The sequence below is a fragment of the Streptomyces sp. NPDC047085 genome (assembly GCF_040643735.1).
GTDB lineage: Bacteria > Actinomycetota > Actinomycetes > Streptomycetales > Streptomycetaceae > Streptomyces.
This window is the reverse complement of the sequence record NZ_JBEYUW010000011.1, coordinates 202,077-217,593: the sequence shown is the minus strand read 5'-3', so window position 1 is coordinate 217,593 and position 15,517 is coordinate 202,077. Positions and strand designations below refer to the sequence as shown.

Genomic DNA, 15,517 nt, shown 5'->3' with positions numbered 1-15,517 from the left:
GGAAAAGAGCACGTACTTCATTCTCCCATGACGGGGCCGCGGCCATGCCCCCACAGAACATCCAGGCTGGTCGGAGGGGGCCTAGGAGGTTCCTCCAAGGGCCAGGACCACGGCGAGGGCGGGGGTGCGGTCCGCCGCCTCGGCGAACACGTCCTGCGCGGTCCGCCACTCGTCCGGGTTCCGCTCGGCGAACGGCCGCCAGCCCCGTACGACGACCAGGAGCCCCTGTTCGACGGCTCCCTCGGGCCACACGGTGTGGTCGGACAGCGAGTCGGCCAGCGCGTCCCAGTTGCGGCCGAACCAGTCGGGCAGCGCGAGGGCGCTCGCCACCCGGTCCATCAGGCCCGCCTTGCCGGTGATCCCGTCGAGGTCGACGGTGACCGTGAGCCGGCCCGCCAGGTCTTCGCTCATCTCAGCACCGCCCGGAACGAGTCGTAGTGATCATCGGTGTAGTAGATCTCCCCGCCCTGTCCGGTGATGATCCGCCGTGCCCCGCGGTCGCGGGATCCCGGGGTCTGCACCGTGTACTCGTGGTAGTAGCCGCGCGGGTGCTTCGGCAGCCGGCCTTCGAAGTTCCCGAAGACGGACCCGTCCCGGGCGTACGGGAAGGGCCCGCCCTTGTCGATGAGCGCCAGGGTCTGCCGGGCCTCCGCCGGAAGCCGGGACGCCTGGATCGTCGCCATGCCCCTGGCCCAGCCCGGGGTGGCGGCGGTGGCCGAAGCCGTCGGGGTGCTCGTGCCGGACGAGCACCCCGTCCCCGTCAGCAGGACGGAGAGGCAGACGAGCAGCCCCGCGAGCACGCGCGGGACGGACAAGGGGACGAGCCGCAGCAGCATGCCGCCGATGCTGCCACGCCCGTCCCGTCACGGCGTCACCGCGACCCGCCACTGCGCCCTGAAGGGGCGCGGGGAACTGCGCGCCCAGCCACAACGGCGCCGCAGACAACACACGACCCCATCGCGGCATCACCAGCGGAGCGCCTAGTGACCGTCGGGGTCGGCGCGGCTGAGCGCCGGCTTCGGGGTCGGCCCCGCCGTCATCAGGTAGTCGGCGGCCGAGGTGTCGGTCACCAGGCTGGTGACCAGCCCGGAGCGCAGCACCGCGTCGATCGCCGGCGCCTTGCGCTGGCCGCCCGCGATGGCCACGACCTCCGGGATACGGCGCAGCTGGTCGGCCTTGACCGTGATGCACCGCTCCCCCAGGTCCCGGCCGATCCGACGTCCCTCGGCGTCGAAGAGGTGCGCGGACATCTCGGCGGCGACACCGAGCGAGGCGTAGTGCGCCCGCTCCTCGTCGCTGAGCATGTCGTGCACGGTCGAGATGCCCGGCTCCCAGGAGCCGATGGAGACACAGGCGACCGTGACCTTGTCGAAGTACTCGAAGGCCCGGGCGATCCCCGTCTGGTTGCGCAGCGCCGCCGCTGTGGCCGCGTCCGGCAGCAGCATCGGCGCGTAGATGGGGTGGGCGTCGCCGCCCGACACCTGTGCGGCGCGGCGGACCGCCTCCACCGAACCGCGCTCGGCGGTCCCGGCGTCGTACACGCCCGTCAGCTGCACCACCGTGCACGGCGGCAGCCGGTCGAGCGCCGCCGCCATGTGGATGGTGGAGCGGCCCCAGGCCAGACCGAGCACGTCCCCCTCGTTGACGAGTTCGCCGAGCAGGTCGGCGGCGACCTCGCCGAGGTTCTCGGGGTCGGGGGTCTCCTCGGCCTCGGCCGGGGACTCGACCACGACGGCGTGCCTCAGGCCGTACCGGGCGCGGAGCGCGTCGGAGCGCTCGGCGTCCAGCTCGGCCGGCACGCGGATCTCGATCCGTACGAGATCCCGTTCGAGGGCCGTCTCCAGGACCCGGGCCACCTTGAAGCGGCTGACGCCGAACTCCTCCGCGATCTGGATCTTGGACTTGCCCTCGAGGTAGAAGCGGCGGGCCATGGCCGCCGCCTGCACCAGCTCAGCGGGTCCCATCCGCATGGCTGACCGGCCCGCCGACATACCCGACACGGCGATCTCCTCACTGCTGTTCACACTCTGGATTCGCCGTTCATCCTTGCAGATTCGGCGCAACTGATCTGCCCTGACAGGGGCCGTACCCTCAACCGTTCACATAGCCGTGGCTCAGTGGTCGCATGCCCAGGACGCCTTGGCGGTCGCCGCCTCGGCCTGGGCGCGCAGTGCCCGCACCGCCTCCGCCGGGTCCTCGGCGCCGTACACCGCCGAGCCGGCGACGAAGACGTCCGCTCCCGCGTCCGCGCACCGCTCGATCGTGGACGCCGACACACCCCCGTCGACCTGCAGCCACATCTGGAGACCGTGCTTGTCGATCAGCTCACGGGTGCGGCGGATCTTCGGCAGCATGATGTCCAGGAACGCCTGGCCGCCGAAGCCCGGCTCGACCGTCATGATCAGCAGCATGTCGAGTTCCGGCAGCAGGTCCTCGTACGCCTCGATCGGCGTCGCGGGCTTCAGCGCCATGGAGGCGCGGGCGCCCTTGGCGCGGATCTCCCGGGCGAGTCGCACGGGAGCGGCCGCCGCCTCCACATGGAAGGTGACGGACGAGGCACCGGCCTCGACGTACTGCGGCGCCCAGCGGTCGGGGTCCTCGATCATCAGGTGGCAGTCGAGCGGGGTGTCCGTGGCACGGGCCAGGGACTCCACGACCGGCACGCCGAGCGTGAGGTTCGGGACGAAGTGGTTGTCCATGACGTCGACGTGGAGCCAGTCGGCGCCTTGAACCGCCTTGGCCTCCTCCGCGAGGCGCGCGAAGTCGGCGGACAGGATGCTGGGGTTGATCTGCACGGCCATGACCCAAGCCTGCCATGCCCTGCGGGGCTTGGCCGAGTCAGGCCCGGAATGGTTGCGGTGGAGCGTTTGCTGCGGGCCGGTGGGGGTTGCTCGCGCCCACGCGGCGGAGCCGCATATCGATACAGCCCCGCGCCCCTGGGTTTGCTGTCCTCAGCGGCGTTTCAGCCCGTTCTGCGGATCAGGGCAAGGTACATCGCGTCCGTGCCGTGCAGATGCGGCCAGAGCTGTACGTCCGGGCCCTCGCCGAGGTCGGGGACGCTGGGAAGCAGGGGGCGGGCGTCGATGAGCTCGGTGTCGGGGCGCTGCTTGAGCACGTCGGCGACGACCGCGCGGGTCTCGGCGAGATGCGGGGAACAGGTGGCGTAGCCGACGACGCCGCCGACGCGCACGGAGTCGATGGCGGTACGCAGCAGAGCGCGCTGGAGCGGCGCGAAGTTCTCCAGGTCCTCCGGCCGCCGCCGCCAGCGGGCCTCGGGGCGTCGGCGCAGTGCGCCGAGTCCGGTGCACGGCACATCCATCAGCACACGGTCGAAGGTGCCGGGCCGCCACGGCGGCCGGGTCCCGTCGGCGGCGATGACCTGGTACGGCCCCCGGTTGCCGACCAGGGCCTTGGCCACCAGCCCGGCCCGGTGCGGCTGCTTCTCGGAGGCGAGCAGCGCGGCCCCGCGCTCGGCGGCGAGGGCGCCCAGCAGCGCGGCCTTGCCGCCGGGACCGGCGCAGCCGTCGAGCCACTTCTCGTCGGAACCGTCGAGCGGCGCGTTCGCGAGCGCGAGGGCGACCAGCTGGCTGCCCTCGTCCTGCACGCCGGCCCGCCCCTCGCGCACCGCCTCGACGGCACCCGGCTCGCCGCCCTCGGTGAGCCGCACGGCGTACGGCGACCAGCGCCCCGCCACGGCGGCGTCCTCGCGCAGCAGTTCCTCGGTGGTGGCCCGGCCCGGCCGCGCGACCAGCGTGACCTCGGGCCGCTCGTTGTCGGCCGCGAGCAGGTCCTCGATGCCGGCCCGCCCGCCGCCGAGGGAGTCCCACAGCGCGGAGACGACCCAGCGGGGGTGCGAGTGCACGACGGCGAGGTAGTCCTCGGGGTCGTCCTCGTAGGGCGGCGCGACCTTCTCCAGCCACCCGTCGAGGTCGTCCTGCGCCACCTTGCGCAGCACGGCGTTGACGAACTTGGCCCGTCCGTCACCGAGCACGACGCGTGCCAGCTCGACGGTGGCGGACACGGCGGCGTGCGTCGGGATCCGGGTCCCGAGCAGCTGGTGCACGCCCAGGCTCAGCACGTCGAGCACCGGCGGGTCGACCTCACGAAGCGGCCGGTCCACACACTCCGCGATCACGGCGTCGTACGTGCCCTGCCGGCGCAGCGTCCCGTACACCAGCTCGGTGGCGAGGGCCGCGTCCCGCGCGTCGAACTTCTCGGGACCCTCCTTCTCCCGCGCCTTGCGCAGCAGCGGCGGCAGCACGAGGTTGGCGTACGCGTCCCGCTCGTCCACGGCACGCAGCGCGTCGAAGGCGAGGATGCGGACGGGGTCCTTCTGGGGACGGCGGTAGGGCTTGGCGGGCCGGCGCGGCCGCCGGGACTGCTCGCTCACGAAAAAGGTGCTCCGGATGTGAAGAGAGGGGTGCGCCTCCCAGCCTACGTCGGCTGCGCCGACGCACCCTCACCGCCGCCGTTGCGGGGCCTCAGGCCGCCTCTGCCCGCGCGGGGCCTCAGCCGCCGAGCGTCTCGCCCTCGGCGATGCGCACCCCGCGCGCCCAGTCGGCGGCCCGCATCGGCTTCTTGCCCTGCGCCTGCACCCAGAGCAGCTCGACGGCGTACGACCCGGTGCCCACGTGCACGTTGTTCTTGCCGACCGCAAGCTGCCCCGGGGCGAGGTCGGTGCGCTCGGGGACGGGCGTGACCTGGATGAGCTTGAGCCGCTCGCCCCGGAACGTGGTCCAGGCGCCGGGCGCCGGCGTGCAGCCGCGCACGACCCGGTCGACCCGGAGCGCCGGCGCGGCCCAGTCCACCTGGGCGTCCTCGACGGTGATCTTCGGCGCGAGGGTGACGCCGTCGGCCTGCTGCGGTACGGCCTTCAGGGTGCCGTCCTCGATGCCGTCCATGGTGGCGGAGAGCAGCCCGGCACCGGCGAAGGCGAGCCGGGTGAGCAGGTCACCACTGGTGTCGGTGGGCCGGATCGCCTCGGTGACGGTGCCGTAGACGGGCCCGGAGTCGAGCCCCTCCTCGATGAGGAAGGTGGAGGCACCGGTGATCTCGTCCCCGGCCATGATGGAGTGCTGCACGGGCGCGGCGCCGCGCCAGGCGGGCAGCAGCGAGAAGTGCAGGTTGACCCAGCCGTGCGTGGGGATGTCCAGCGCCACCCTGGGCAGCAGGGCGCCGTAGGCGACGACGGGGCAGCAGTCCGGGCCGATCTCGCGCAGCCGCTCCAGGAACTCGGGGTCCCGCGGCCGGACCGGCTTCAGCACCTCGATCCCGGCCTCCTCCGCCCGCTCGGCCACGGGCGACGCGACCAGCCTGCGCCCCCGCCCGGCCGGCGCGTCGGGCCGCGTGACGACGGCGGCCACCTCGTGGCGCCCGGAGGCGATCAGGGCGTCCAGAGCGGGAACGGCGACCTCGGGGGTACCGGCGAAGACAAGCTTCATGGGTGGGCTGGGGCCTCTCGGGCGTGATCGGACGGGCAGCGCACCAGTCTATGACGACGCGTGTGACGACGAGGGAACGACCACAAAGCCCCACCCCCCCCACCGCCACCCAACCCGAACACAAAGCCGCCAACGGCGAGACCCCCCACAAGCCGCCCACCCCCCCAGCCAACCGCAACGGGCGGTGCGCGGATGGGAGAACACCCCGCGGAAAGCCGCCAACGCCGAGAACACCCCACAAGTCGCCCAACCTCCCAGCCAACCGCAAACGGGTGGCGCGCGGGCGGGAGACCCCCCGACGGAAAGCCGCCAGCGGCGAGAACACCCCACAGGTCGCCCCGCCTCCCAGCCAACCGGAACGGGCGGCGCGCGGGCGGGCCAACGGCGTACGCATATGCCCGTACGCCCCCACCCCGTGACCAGCGGACCGCACACGCGTTGGTCAAGAAAGAGTTGACCACATCGGGCCCTTTTCGCGGCCCAATTCCTTTCAACGCCGGTTCGAGAGGCTTGTTCATGGCCGACCACGCCACCCACGACGCCCAGGCCCGGGCCAGCCTGCACTTGCTGGTGCGGGACATCGAGCGGGTCCGCCGCCAGGTGGACGCACTGCGCACGCTCACCGCCCAGTTGGGCAACGTCTACCGCCCGCGCCGCTCCGGCCCCTCCACGGGCTTCGTCGTCTACGGACGCGCCCCCGCCCCGACGGTCCGCCTCGCCCAGGAACTCCGGGACAGTGTCGAGACCCTGGTCACCGCCGCCGTGGACTTCGACCGCTCGCTCGGCTTCTCGTGGGACGCGGTGGGCTCGGCTCTCGGGGTCACCAAGCAGGCCGTGCACCGCCGTTACGGCGCCCGCCGCGCCGCGGCCCAGGCGGCGGCCGAGACCGAGCAGTCGACGGAGCCGACGGGTGCCCGCACGATCAACGTGAACACCGGCCTGCCGCCGGTGCCGACCGTCCCCGCGGCCCGCTCCATGCCGACGCAGCCGACCGCCGGCAGCCCCGCACTCCGCGACGACGCGCGGCCCACGGCCTTCCCCAGCCCGCGCAACGGCTGACCCGCCCTCACCTTGCCCTCCCGGGAGCCACCGGGAGGGCATTCGTACGGGGACCCGCGCCCCGCGCTCCCCAAGAACCAACCACCGACCACGACCATCAGCCGATATCCGGCGGATCGATGCGCACCCGCACCGTCTCTCCACTCCCCCGTGCCATCCGCGCGGCCTGGGCCGTCTTGAGGGCGGTGGCCAGGGCGGCGCCGCTCCCGGGGGGCACCCGGACCAGCGCCCGCTCCCAGTCCTCGCCAGGCGGGGGCGCACCGGGCCTGCGTGGCCGTCCGGGCAGGGTGGGCGGCACCGGCACCGGCCCCAATACCTCGGCATCCGACGGTAGTTCGACGGCCCTCAGGAACTCGGCGACGGCCTCCGTCGTCCCCGACACGGCCGCCATCCGGGACACCGGCGGGAATCCCAGCTCGGCCCGCTCGGCCAGCTCCCGCACCGCGAACCCGATGGGGTCCCACCGTACGAGCGCCTGCACGGGCCGCAGCGTCGGCTCGGCCACGACGGCCACGGTCCCCCCGTCGCCCTGCGGCCGTACCAGCGCGGCCGCCGCGATCCACCGGCGCAGCGCGTCCTCACCGGCCCGCAGGTCCGGCCGTCCGAGCATGGCCCAGCCGTCCAGCAGCAGGGCGGCCGCGTAACCGCCCTCGGCCACCGGCTCGGCCCCCGGCGTGCTCACGACCAGCGCGGGCGCGCCCGGCACGGTGTCCAGCACGTGCTCACGCCCCGAGGTGCGCACCGGTACGGCGGGGAAGGCGCGCCCCAGCTCCTCGGCCGTCCGGCGTGCCCCGACGACCTGGGCCCGGAGCCGGAAGCCGCCGCACTCCGGGCAGTGCCAGGCGCCCTCCTCGCGCCCGCACCAGTCGCACCGCAACGCGCCCGCGTCCTGCGCCTGGAGCGGTCCGGAACAGTGCCGGCACCGCGCGGGCGCCCGGCACTGTGCGCAGGCCAGGCGCGGCACGTATCCGCGCCGGGGCACCTGGACCAGCACCGGCCCGTGCCGCAGCCCCTCCCGGACCACCTGCCAGGCGAGGGTGGGCAGCCGGGCGGCGCGGGCGGCCTCGTCGCGTGCGAGGTCGTCGTCGCCGACCGTCCGCACCAGGGGCGTGGTCCGCCGCACCTGCTCGCGCCCGGCGACCAGGGGCCGCGCCCAGCCGCTCTCCACGAGCTGCGCGGCTTCCACCGTGCAGCTCCAACTCCCCAGCAGAAACCCGCACTTGTCCAGGGCGGCGCGCAACAGCAGCACATCGCGCGCATGGGGCTGCGGGGCGTGCAGTTCACTGTGGCTGTCGTCCCCGTCGTCCCAGATGGCCACGAGCCCCAGATCCCGCACCGGCGCGAACATGGCCGCGCGCGTTCCGACGACGGCACGCACGGACCCCCTGCTGACCGCGAGCCACTGCCCGTACCGCTTCTCGGGCCCGGCGTCGGCGGTGAGCAGCGCGTGCCGGCCCTCACCGAGCAGCGCGGTCAGCGCGGCGTCGACCCTGGCGGCGGCCCGCCCGTCCGGTACGACGACGAGGGCGCCGCGCCCCGAGGCGAGCGTCGCGGCGACGGCCCGGGCCAGCTCCTCGCTCCACTGCGGCCCCGGCAACGCGTTCCACACGGCCCTGGGCGCTCCCCCGGAGGCCAGCGACTCCAGGAAGGCGGCCCCGTGCTCGTAGCGCGCCCACGACCCGGCGTCGGGCGCGGGCGGTGGCGGCAGGGGCGCGGGCGACGGCCGCCGCTCGGCCCGGACGCTGCGCGGCGGCACGGCGAGCTGCAGCACATCCGCGAGGCTCCCCGCGTACCGGTCGGCAACGGCCCGCGCCAGGCCCAGCAGCTCCGCACTCAGCACGGGCTCGGGCGACACGACCTGGGCGAGTGCGGCCAGCGGCCCCGCGTACTCGGACTCGGCCCGCCGCTCGATGAGGAAGCCGTCGATGAGCCCGCCGCCCTCGCGGCGCCCTTCGCGCACCCGGTGCCGCCCGGCCCCGAACCGCACCCGCACCCTGACCCCGGGCTGCGCCTCGGCGTCCAGTTCCTCGGGCACCGCGTAGTCGAAGTACCGGTCGAGATGCAGCACGCCCTTGTCGACGAGCACCCGCGCGACCGGCAGCTCCTTGGCGAGCGCGGCGCCGCGCCAGGTCCGCGGCTTGGCCCGGGGCACCTTGGCCCCCCGCACGCTCTCCCTGATGAGCGCGAGCTGCTCCGGCGGCGCCCCTTCGGCCCCGCCGTCCCTCGGCCCGTTCTCGCTGCTCACGCTTGCATTCTTACCAAACAGTACTGACAACCGTGCCGCCCACCGACGCCCGCCCGAGCTCACCCCGGCCACGGCCCACGCCTGACGGCGCCTCCGCCTTCGGCCGCTCGGCCACACCGGTCCCTGACCGGGACCGGCAGCAGGATTTGAACCTGCGAGGGATCAACCCAGAAGTATCCGCGACCATCACACCGGACGGGCACCGGTCTCCCGAGATCAATTCGGCCGTGGTCAGCACATTCCAGATTCACCGCACGCACAAGGCGCACTCCACCGAAGTAACCACAGCCCGCGCACCGGGAGATCATCACCCTACGGGCGGACGGCCCTCGCGGCGAGCCATTTCGCGCTCCGCCCTGGAAAGACGCAGAGGCCCGGCCTCCCGAAGGGGAGACCGGGCCTCGGCGGTGAAGCTCTGTGGGCTTAGAGGCCCACGGCCTTGCGGAGGGCGTCCACGCGGTCGGTGCGCTCCCAGGTGAAGTCGGGGAGCTCGCGGCCGAAGTGGCCGTAGGCGGCCGTCTGGGCGTAGATCGGGCGGAGCAGGTCGAGGTCGCGGATGATGGCGGCCGGGCGGAGGTCGAAGACCGCGTCGATCGCCTTCTCGATCTTCTCGGCGTCGACCTTGGCCGTGCCGAAGGTCTCGACGAAGAGACCGACCGGCTCGGCCTTGCCGATGGCGTAGGCGACCTGTACCTCGCAGCGGGAGGCGAGGCCCGCGGCGACGACGTTCTTGGCGACCCAGCGCATGGCGTAGGCGGCGGAGCGGTCGACCTTGGACGGGTCCTTGCCGGAGAAGGCGCCGCCGCCGTGGCGGGCGAAGCCGCCGTAGGTGTCGATGATGATCTTGCGGCCGGTGAGGCCGGCGTCGCCCATCGGGCCGCCGATCTCGAAGCGGCCGGTCGGGTTGACCAGCAGGCGGTAGCCCTCGGTGTCCAGCTTGATGCCGTCGTCCAGGAGCGCCTTCAGCTCGGGCTCGACGACGAACTCGCGGATGTCGGGGGCGAGCAGGGAGTCGAGGTCGATGTCGGAGGCGTGCTGCGACGAGACGACGACGGTGTCGAGGCGGACGGCCTTGTCGCCGTCGTACTCGATGGTGACCTGCGTCTTGCCGTCGGGGCGCAGGTAGGGAATGGTGCCGTTCTTGCGGACCTCGGACAGCCGCTTCGACAGGCGGTGCGCCAGGAAGATCGGCAGCGGCATCAGGGTCGGCGTCTCGTCGGAGGCGTAGCCGAACATCAGGCCCTGGTCGCCGGCGCCCTGCCGGTCCAGCTCGTCCTCGTCGCCCTCGACCCGGGACTCGTAGGCCGTGTCGACGCCCTGCGCGATGTCCGGGGACTGCGCGCCGATCGACACCGAGACGCCGCAGGAGGCGCCGTCGAAGCCCTTCTTCGAGGAGTCGTAGCCGATCTCGAGGATCTTGTTGCGGACCAGGGTCGCGATGTCCGCGTAGGTCTTGGTCGTGACCTCGCCGGCCACATGCACCAGGCCGGTGGTGATCAGCGTCTCGACGGCGACGCGGGAGGACGGGTCCTCGCGCAGAAGCGCGTCGAGAATGGTGTCGCTGATCTGGTCAGCGATCTTGTCGGGGTGACCCTCGGTCACGGACTCCGAGGTGAACAGGCGACGGGACACAACGCTCCCTGGGGTTGCAGCGGCTGCTGGCTGATCATTTGCGGACGAGCACGGGGCTGCGCCGGCGTCGTCCGAGAACAGTTTACGGGTCGCACTCCGCCGCAGGCCCACCCGTCTCGCCTCTCGGGAGCGCTGTGACCTGCGGCACGCGCATTCTGCACAATGCCCGGCGCACTTGGCCAGGCCCCGTGCGCTCCCTTGCGGCGCCCGGAAAAGACGCCGGATGGCCGAATCCACCCCGCCCGGACGGCGCAGCGGGGTCAGCTCAGGCGGGCCGCCACGAGGTCCCAGACGGTGTCGGCCAGGGCCTCCTTCGGTCCGTGGGGTACGGGGGTCTCGCTGCCGTCGGCGCCCAGGACCAGGGCCTCGTTCTCCTCCGAGCCGAAGGTCTTGCGCTCCCCCACCTCGTTCACCACGAGCAGGTCGCAGCCCTTGCGGGCGAGCTTGACGCGGCCGTTGGCGAGGACGTCGTCGGTCTCGGCGGCGAAGCCGACGACGATCTGGCCGGGCCGGGCGCGGTCGGCGGAGATCTCCGCGAGGATGTCCGGATTCCGTACCAGGACGATCGGGTCGGGGTCCTGGCCGTCCTTCTTCTTGATCTTCCCGGCGGCGTAGGCGGCCGGGCGGAAGTCGGCCACGGCGGCGGCCATGACCACGGCGTCGGCGTCCGCCGCGGCCTTGAGGACCGCCTCGCGCAGCTGAACGGCGGTGCCGACCTGGACGACGTCGACGCCGGCCGGGTCGGGCAGGCCGGTGTTGGCGGCGATCAGGGTGACCCGGGCGCCGCGGGCGGCGGCCGTGCGGGCGAGGGCGTAGCCCTGCTTGCCGGAGGAGCGGTTGCCGAGGAAGCGGACGGGGTCGAGCGGCTCGCGGGTGCCGCCGGCGGAGACGACGACGTGGCGGCCCTTCAGGTCGGGTTCGGTGACGCCGCGGGCCAGCACCCGGCGGCAGACCTCGAAGATCTCCGCCGGCTCGGGCAGCCGGCCCTTGCCGGTGTCGACACCGGTGAGGCGGCCGACGGCGGGCTCGACGACGACGGCGCCGCGGCGGCGCAGCGTGGCCACGTTCTCCTGGGTGGCGGGGTGCTCCCACATCTCGGTGTGCATCGCGGGGGCGAAGACGACGGGACAGCGGGCGGTGAGGAGGGTGTTGGTCAGCAGGTCGTCGGCGAGGCCGTGGGCGGCCTTGGCGAGCGTGTCGGCGGTGGCGGGGGCCACGACGACGAGGTCGGCGTGCTGGCCGATGCGGACGTGCGGGACCTCGTGGACGTCGTCCCAGACCTCGGTGGAGACCGGGTTGCCCGACAGGGCGGACCAGGTGGCGGCGCCGACGAAGTGCAGCGCGGAGGCGGTGGGCACCACGCGCACGTCGTGGCCCGACTCCGTGAGCCTTCTCAGCAGCTCACAGGCCTTGTACGCGGCGATGCCGCCGCTGACCCCCAGAACGACCCTCGGCTTGTCCGCCATCTCTCGCCATCTCTCCCTGGCTCGGCACCGTACGCGACCAAACGTACGAGACCATCAGACACCACAGGCCCGGCAGTGTGACTGCCGGGCCTGTGGATAAGTCAACCGCAATCCGAAGGTACTACTGAACCGGGCCCTCGATGGCCTCGGAGGTCAGCAGACCCGCGTTGATCTCGCGCAGGGCGATGGACAGCGGCTTCTCGTGCACGTGGGTGTCGACGAGCGGACCGACGTACTCGAGGAGGCCCTCGCCGAGCTGCGAGTAGTACGCGTTGATCTGACGGGCCCGCTTGGCCGCGTAGATCACGAGGCTGTACTTCGAGTCGGTGGCCTCGAGGAGCTCGTCGATCGGCGGGTTGATGATGCCCTCGGGCGCGGAGATGGAAGAGGACACGCTCTACCTTCCGATGGATGGGAAAAGATCAGTATCAGTGATCAGTCACGATCACACAACGTCCATCAAGGCTAGCAGCTCGCGAGCCACGTCCTCGACGGAGGTGTTGACCAGGGTCACGTCGAACTCCGGCTCGGCCGCCAGCTCGGTCCGGGCCGCCTCCAGGCGGCGCTCTATGACCTCGGGCGGCTCGGTCCCCCGGCCGGTGAGCCTGCGCACCAGCTCCTCCCAGGAGGGCGGAGCCAGGAACACCAGCTGGGAGTCGGTCATGGACTCGCGGACCTGCCGGGCACCCTGGAGGTCGATCTCCAGCAGCACGGGCTCACCGTTCTCCAGCCGCTCCTGCACGGCGGCGCGGGGCGTGCCGTAGCGGTTGCCCGCGAATTCGGCCCACTCCAGCAGCTCGCCGTTGGCGATCAGCTTGTCCATCTCCTCGTCGGTGACGAAGAAGTAGTGGACTCCGTGCTTCTCGCCGGGGCGGGGCTTACGGGTGGTCGCCGACACCGAGAGCCAGACCTCGGGGTGTTCCTTGCGCATATGGGCGACGACCGTGCTCTTGCCGACCCCGGAGGGGCCGGAGAGCACGGTCAGCCGCGGACGTTCACTCATGCAGCGATTATTCCAGCAATCCCGGGGTGCCCGGGACTCCCGGTCCGGCGGAGCCCGGACTCAGGAGCCGGTGCTGCCGAACTCACGCTCCAGGGACGCGATCTGGTTGGAACCGAGACCGCGCACGCGGCGGCTCTCGGAGATGCCCAGACGCTCCATGATCTGCTTGGCGCGGACCTTGCCCACGCCGGGCAGCGACTCGAGCAGTGCGGAGACCTTCATCTTGCCGATGACGTCGTTCTCCTGGCCCTGCTTGATGACCTCGTGCAGGGAGGCGCCGGAGTGCTTGAGTCGATTCTTGACCTCGGCCCGCTCCCGGCGAGCCGCGGCGGCCTTTTCGAGCGCGGCTGCGCGCTGTTCAGGGGTAAGGGGCGGAAGAGCCACGCCTACGTCACCTCGGATGTCGAACTGTCGGATACGGACCGGTGAGGAACCTAGTCGCCCCACACCTGGGGAGCCACGAGCAACACGCTTCGCCCGTCCTCCCACTGCGTGGGAGGTACCCCACTGCTCGGAGACTAGCGGGCAAGTCCGCCAGAGTCAGCGAGAACAGCGGAAAAGTCCTGGTCAGCCTCCGTCAGGCCAGACATTTGAGACATATTGACCTCGATTTGAGGATGTATTCACACTCAAGCCGCCCCGCCGCCGCCTGCCGGAACGCGCCCAGGCGCCCTCAGGCGCCGCCGACGGCGGCCCGGATCTCCTCCGCGAAGCGCTCGGTGGCCGTCCGCAGCGCCCCGACGTCGGGACCGTGACGCAGAACACCCCGGCTGACGTTCGGCACGACGTTGCGCACCGCCGACCCGAACACCTTGGGAAGGTCGGCCGCGGTCGCCCCCTGCGCCCCGACGCCGGGCGCGAGGAGCGGGCCGTTGATCTCGAGGTCGTACGACGACAGGTCGCCGACCGTGGCGCCGACGACCGCGCCGAAGGAGCCCAGCGGCTCCTCGCCCGCGTTCTCGGCGGCCAGGTGCGCCAGCATGGTCGCGCCCACGGTGCGGCCGTCCGCGCGGACCGCGTGCTGGACCTCCGGGCCCTCCGGGTTCGAGGTCAGGGCCAGCACGAACAGTCCGGTGCCGGTCTCCCTGGCCAGGGCGACGGCGGGGCTGAGCGAGCCGTAGCCGAGGTAGGGCGAGACGGTGAGGGCGTCGGAGAACAGCGGGGCGTCCTTGTGCAGGAAGGCCTCGGCGTACCCGGCCATGGTCGAGCCGATGTCGCCGCGCTTGGCGTCCATCACGACGAGGGTGCCGGCCGCGCGCGCCTCCTGGACCGTCCGCTCCAGCACGGCGACGCCCCGGGAGCCGAACCGCTCGAAGAAGGCGGCCTGCGGCTTCATGACGGCGACCCGGTCGGCCACCGCCTCGACGACCGTGCGGCTGAACCGCTCCAGACCGGCCACGTCGTCGTTCAGACCCCACTCGGCGAGCAGGGAGGCGTGCGGGTCGATGCCGACGCACAGCGGGCCGCGCTCGTCCATGGCGCGGCGCAGCCGGGCACCGAAGGGCTCGTAGGAGGTCATGCGGGCTTCCTCACGTCGGCGCCGACCGCGTCGGCGAGGGTGGCGTACGGGCTGGTGCGCAGCCGCGCGGCAAGGCCCTTGTGGATGGCGCGGCACCAGAAGGGGCCCTCGTAGATGAAGGCGCTGTACCCCTGGACCAGCGTGGCACCGGCCAGGATGCGCTGCCAGGCGTCCTCGGCGGTCTCGATGCCGCCGACGCCCACCAGGGTGATCCGGTCGCCCACGCGCGCGTACAGGCGGCGCAGCACCTCCAGGGAGCGCTCCTTGAGCGGGGCGCCGGACAGGCCGCCGGCCTGCTGCACGAGCGCGGGTGCGGACTTCAGGCCGAGGCCCTCGCGCGCGATGGTCGTGTTGGTGGCGATGATGCCGTCCAGGCCCAGCTCCACGGCGAGGTCGGCGACGGCGTCGACGTCCTCGTCGGCGAGGTCGGGGGCGATCTTCACCAGGAGCGGCACCCGGCGGTTCGCGACCGTGCGGTCGGCGGCCTCGCGCACCGCGCTCAGCAGCGGCCGCAGCGCCTCGGTGGCCTGCAGGTTGCGCAGGCCGGGCGTGTTCGGCGAGGAGACGTTGACGACCAGGTAGTCGGCGTACGGCGCGAGGCGCTCGGCCGACTTCACGTAGTCGGCGACGGCCTCCTGTTCGGGTACGACCTTGGTCTTGCCGATGTTGACGCCGACGACGGTCTTGAAGACGGGCTCGCGCGAGGCCAGGCGGGCGGCGACCGTGAGCGAGCCCTCGTTGTTGAAGCCCATGCGGTTGATCAGCGCCCGGTCCGCGACGAGCCGGAAGAGGCGCTGCTTGGGGTTGCCGGGCTGGGCCTCACCCGTGACCGTGCCGATCTCGACATGGTCGAAGCCGAGCATCGACATCCCGTCGATCGCGACCGCGTTCTTGTCGAAGCCGGCGGCGAGGCCGAAGGGCCCGTGCATGCGCAGCCCCAGGGCCTCCGTGCGCAGTTCCTTGTGGCAGGGCGCGAGCGCGGCCGCGACGAAGGTGCGCAGCACGGGGACGCGCACGGCGAGGCGGATCCAGCGGAAGGCCAGGTAGTGGGCCTTCTCGGGGTCCATCCGTTTGAAAACCAGACGGAAGAACAGCTTGTACATCTCGAAAGTCCTCAGGTGTCCTCATGCAGAGGGGGACACCGTTTCCGGT

At 72.6% G+C, this 15,517-nt stretch carries 15 protein-coding genes; 1 reads left to right on the top strand and 14 read right to left on the bottom strand.

All coding sequences use genetic code 11. The features are described from left to right. Positions 1-81: 81 nt before the first annotated feature. From ABZ865_RS31565 to fmt, 6 genes are all read right to left on the bottom strand, one after another. The gene (locus tag ABZ865_RS31565; RefSeq protein ID WP_361237832.1) at positions 82-411 is read right to left on the bottom strand and encodes a barstar family protein; all 330 of its coding nucleotides are present in this window, start codon (positions 409-411) and stop codon (positions 82-84) included. Continuing rightward, entirely contained in the window at positions 408-836 is a 429-nt protein-coding gene (locus ABZ865_RS31560) for a ribonuclease (protein ID WP_361237829.1), read from the bottom strand. The genes ABZ865_RS31565 and ABZ865_RS31560 overlap by 4 nt, the downstream gene beginning before the upstream one ends. 144 nt (positions 837-980) lie before the next feature. Next, positions 981-2,024 (bottom strand): sugar-binding domain-containing protein, encoded by a 1,044-nt coding sequence (locus tag ABZ865_RS31555; RefSeq protein ID WP_361237826.1) that lies wholly within the window; start codon positions 2,022-2,024, stop codon positions 981-983. Positions 2,025-2,114: 90 nt separating this feature from the next. Next, positions 2,115-2,801, bottom strand: coding sequence for a ribulose-phosphate 3-epimerase (gene rpe, locus ABZ865_RS31550; RefSeq protein ID WP_361237823.1), 687 nt, complete (start codon positions 2,799-2,801; stop codon positions 2,115-2,117). 161 nt (positions 2,802-2,962) lie between these two features. Beyond that, complete coding sequence (locus tag ABZ865_RS31545) at positions 2,963-4,390, bottom strand: transcription antitermination factor NusB (protein ID WP_361237820.1); 1,428 nt, start codon at positions 4,388-4,390, stop codon at positions 2,963-2,965. Positions 4,391-4,508: 118 nt separating this feature from the next. Continuing rightward, positions 4,509-5,441, bottom strand: a complete 933-nt coding sequence (fmt, locus tag ABZ865_RS31540; protein WP_361237818.1) for a methionyl-tRNA formyltransferase — start codon at positions 5,439-5,441, stop codon at positions 4,509-4,511. A gap of 516 nt (positions 5,442-5,957) precedes the next feature. Between fmt and ABZ865_RS31535 the strand changes: the two genes are divergently transcribed. Continuing rightward, positions 5,958-6,500 carry a hypothetical protein gene (locus tag ABZ865_RS31535; RefSeq protein ID WP_361237815.1) on the top strand — a complete coding sequence of 181 codons (543 nt, stop codon included), beginning with the start codon at positions 5,958-5,960 and terminating at the stop codon, positions 6,498-6,500. A gap of 97 nt (positions 6,501-6,597) precedes the next feature. Here the strand turns inward: ABZ865_RS31535 and ABZ865_RS31530 are convergent, their stop codons facing one another. The 8 genes from ABZ865_RS31530 to ABZ865_RS31495 all read right to left on the bottom strand — a co-directional run bounded on the left by ABZ865_RS31530 (position 6,598) and on the right by ABZ865_RS31495 (position 15,468). Beyond that, a complete protein-coding gene (locus tag ABZ865_RS31530) occupies positions 6,598-8,745 on the bottom strand; it encodes a primosomal protein N' (RefSeq protein WP_361237812.1) in 2,148 nt (715 codons plus the stop codon). Positions 8,746-9,168: 423 nt separating this feature from the next. After that, positions 9,169-10,377 carry a methionine adenosyltransferase gene (gene metK / locus ABZ865_RS31525; RefSeq protein ID WP_361237809.1) on the bottom strand — a complete coding sequence of 403 codons (1,209 nt, stop codon included), beginning with the start codon at positions 10,375-10,377 and terminating at the stop codon, positions 9,169-9,171. A gap of 260 nt (positions 10,378-10,637) precedes the next feature. Beyond that, a complete protein-coding gene (gene coaBC / locus ABZ865_RS31520; RefSeq protein ID WP_361237806.1) occupies positions 10,638-11,843 on the bottom strand; it encodes a bifunctional phosphopantothenoylcysteine decarboxylase/phosphopantothenate--cysteine ligase CoaBC in 1,206 nt (401 codons plus the stop codon). 121 nt (positions 11,844-11,964) lie between these two features. Continuing rightward, the gene (gene rpoZ, locus ABZ865_RS31515) at positions 11,965-12,237 is read right to left on the bottom strand and encodes a DNA-directed RNA polymerase subunit omega (RefSeq protein WP_009187588.1); all 273 of its coding nucleotides are present in this window, start codon (positions 12,235-12,237) and stop codon (positions 11,965-11,967) included. Positions 12,238-12,288: 51 nt separating this feature from the next. Next, entirely contained in the window at positions 12,289-12,846 is a 558-nt protein-coding gene (gmk, locus tag ABZ865_RS31510) for a guanylate kinase (RefSeq protein WP_361237803.1), read from the bottom strand. A gap of 60 nt (positions 12,847-12,906) precedes the next feature. Then, positions 12,907-13,230 (bottom strand): integration host factor, encoded by a 324-nt coding sequence (locus ABZ865_RS31505; RefSeq protein ID WP_003977346.1) that lies wholly within the window; start codon positions 13,228-13,230, stop codon positions 12,907-12,909. A 289-nt stretch (positions 13,231-13,519) separates the two neighbouring features. Beyond that, on the bottom strand, positions 13,520-14,365 hold the full coding sequence (gene pyrF, locus ABZ865_RS31500) for an orotidine-5'-phosphate decarboxylase (protein WP_361237800.1): 846 nt from the start codon (positions 14,363-14,365) through the stop codon (positions 13,520-13,522). Next, positions 14,362-15,468, bottom strand: a complete 1,107-nt coding sequence (locus ABZ865_RS31495) for a quinone-dependent dihydroorotate dehydrogenase (RefSeq protein ID WP_361237797.1) — start codon at positions 15,466-15,468, stop codon at positions 14,362-14,364. The genes pyrF and ABZ865_RS31495 overlap by 4 nt, the downstream gene beginning before the upstream one ends. Positions 15,469-15,517 lie beyond the last annotated feature (49 nt).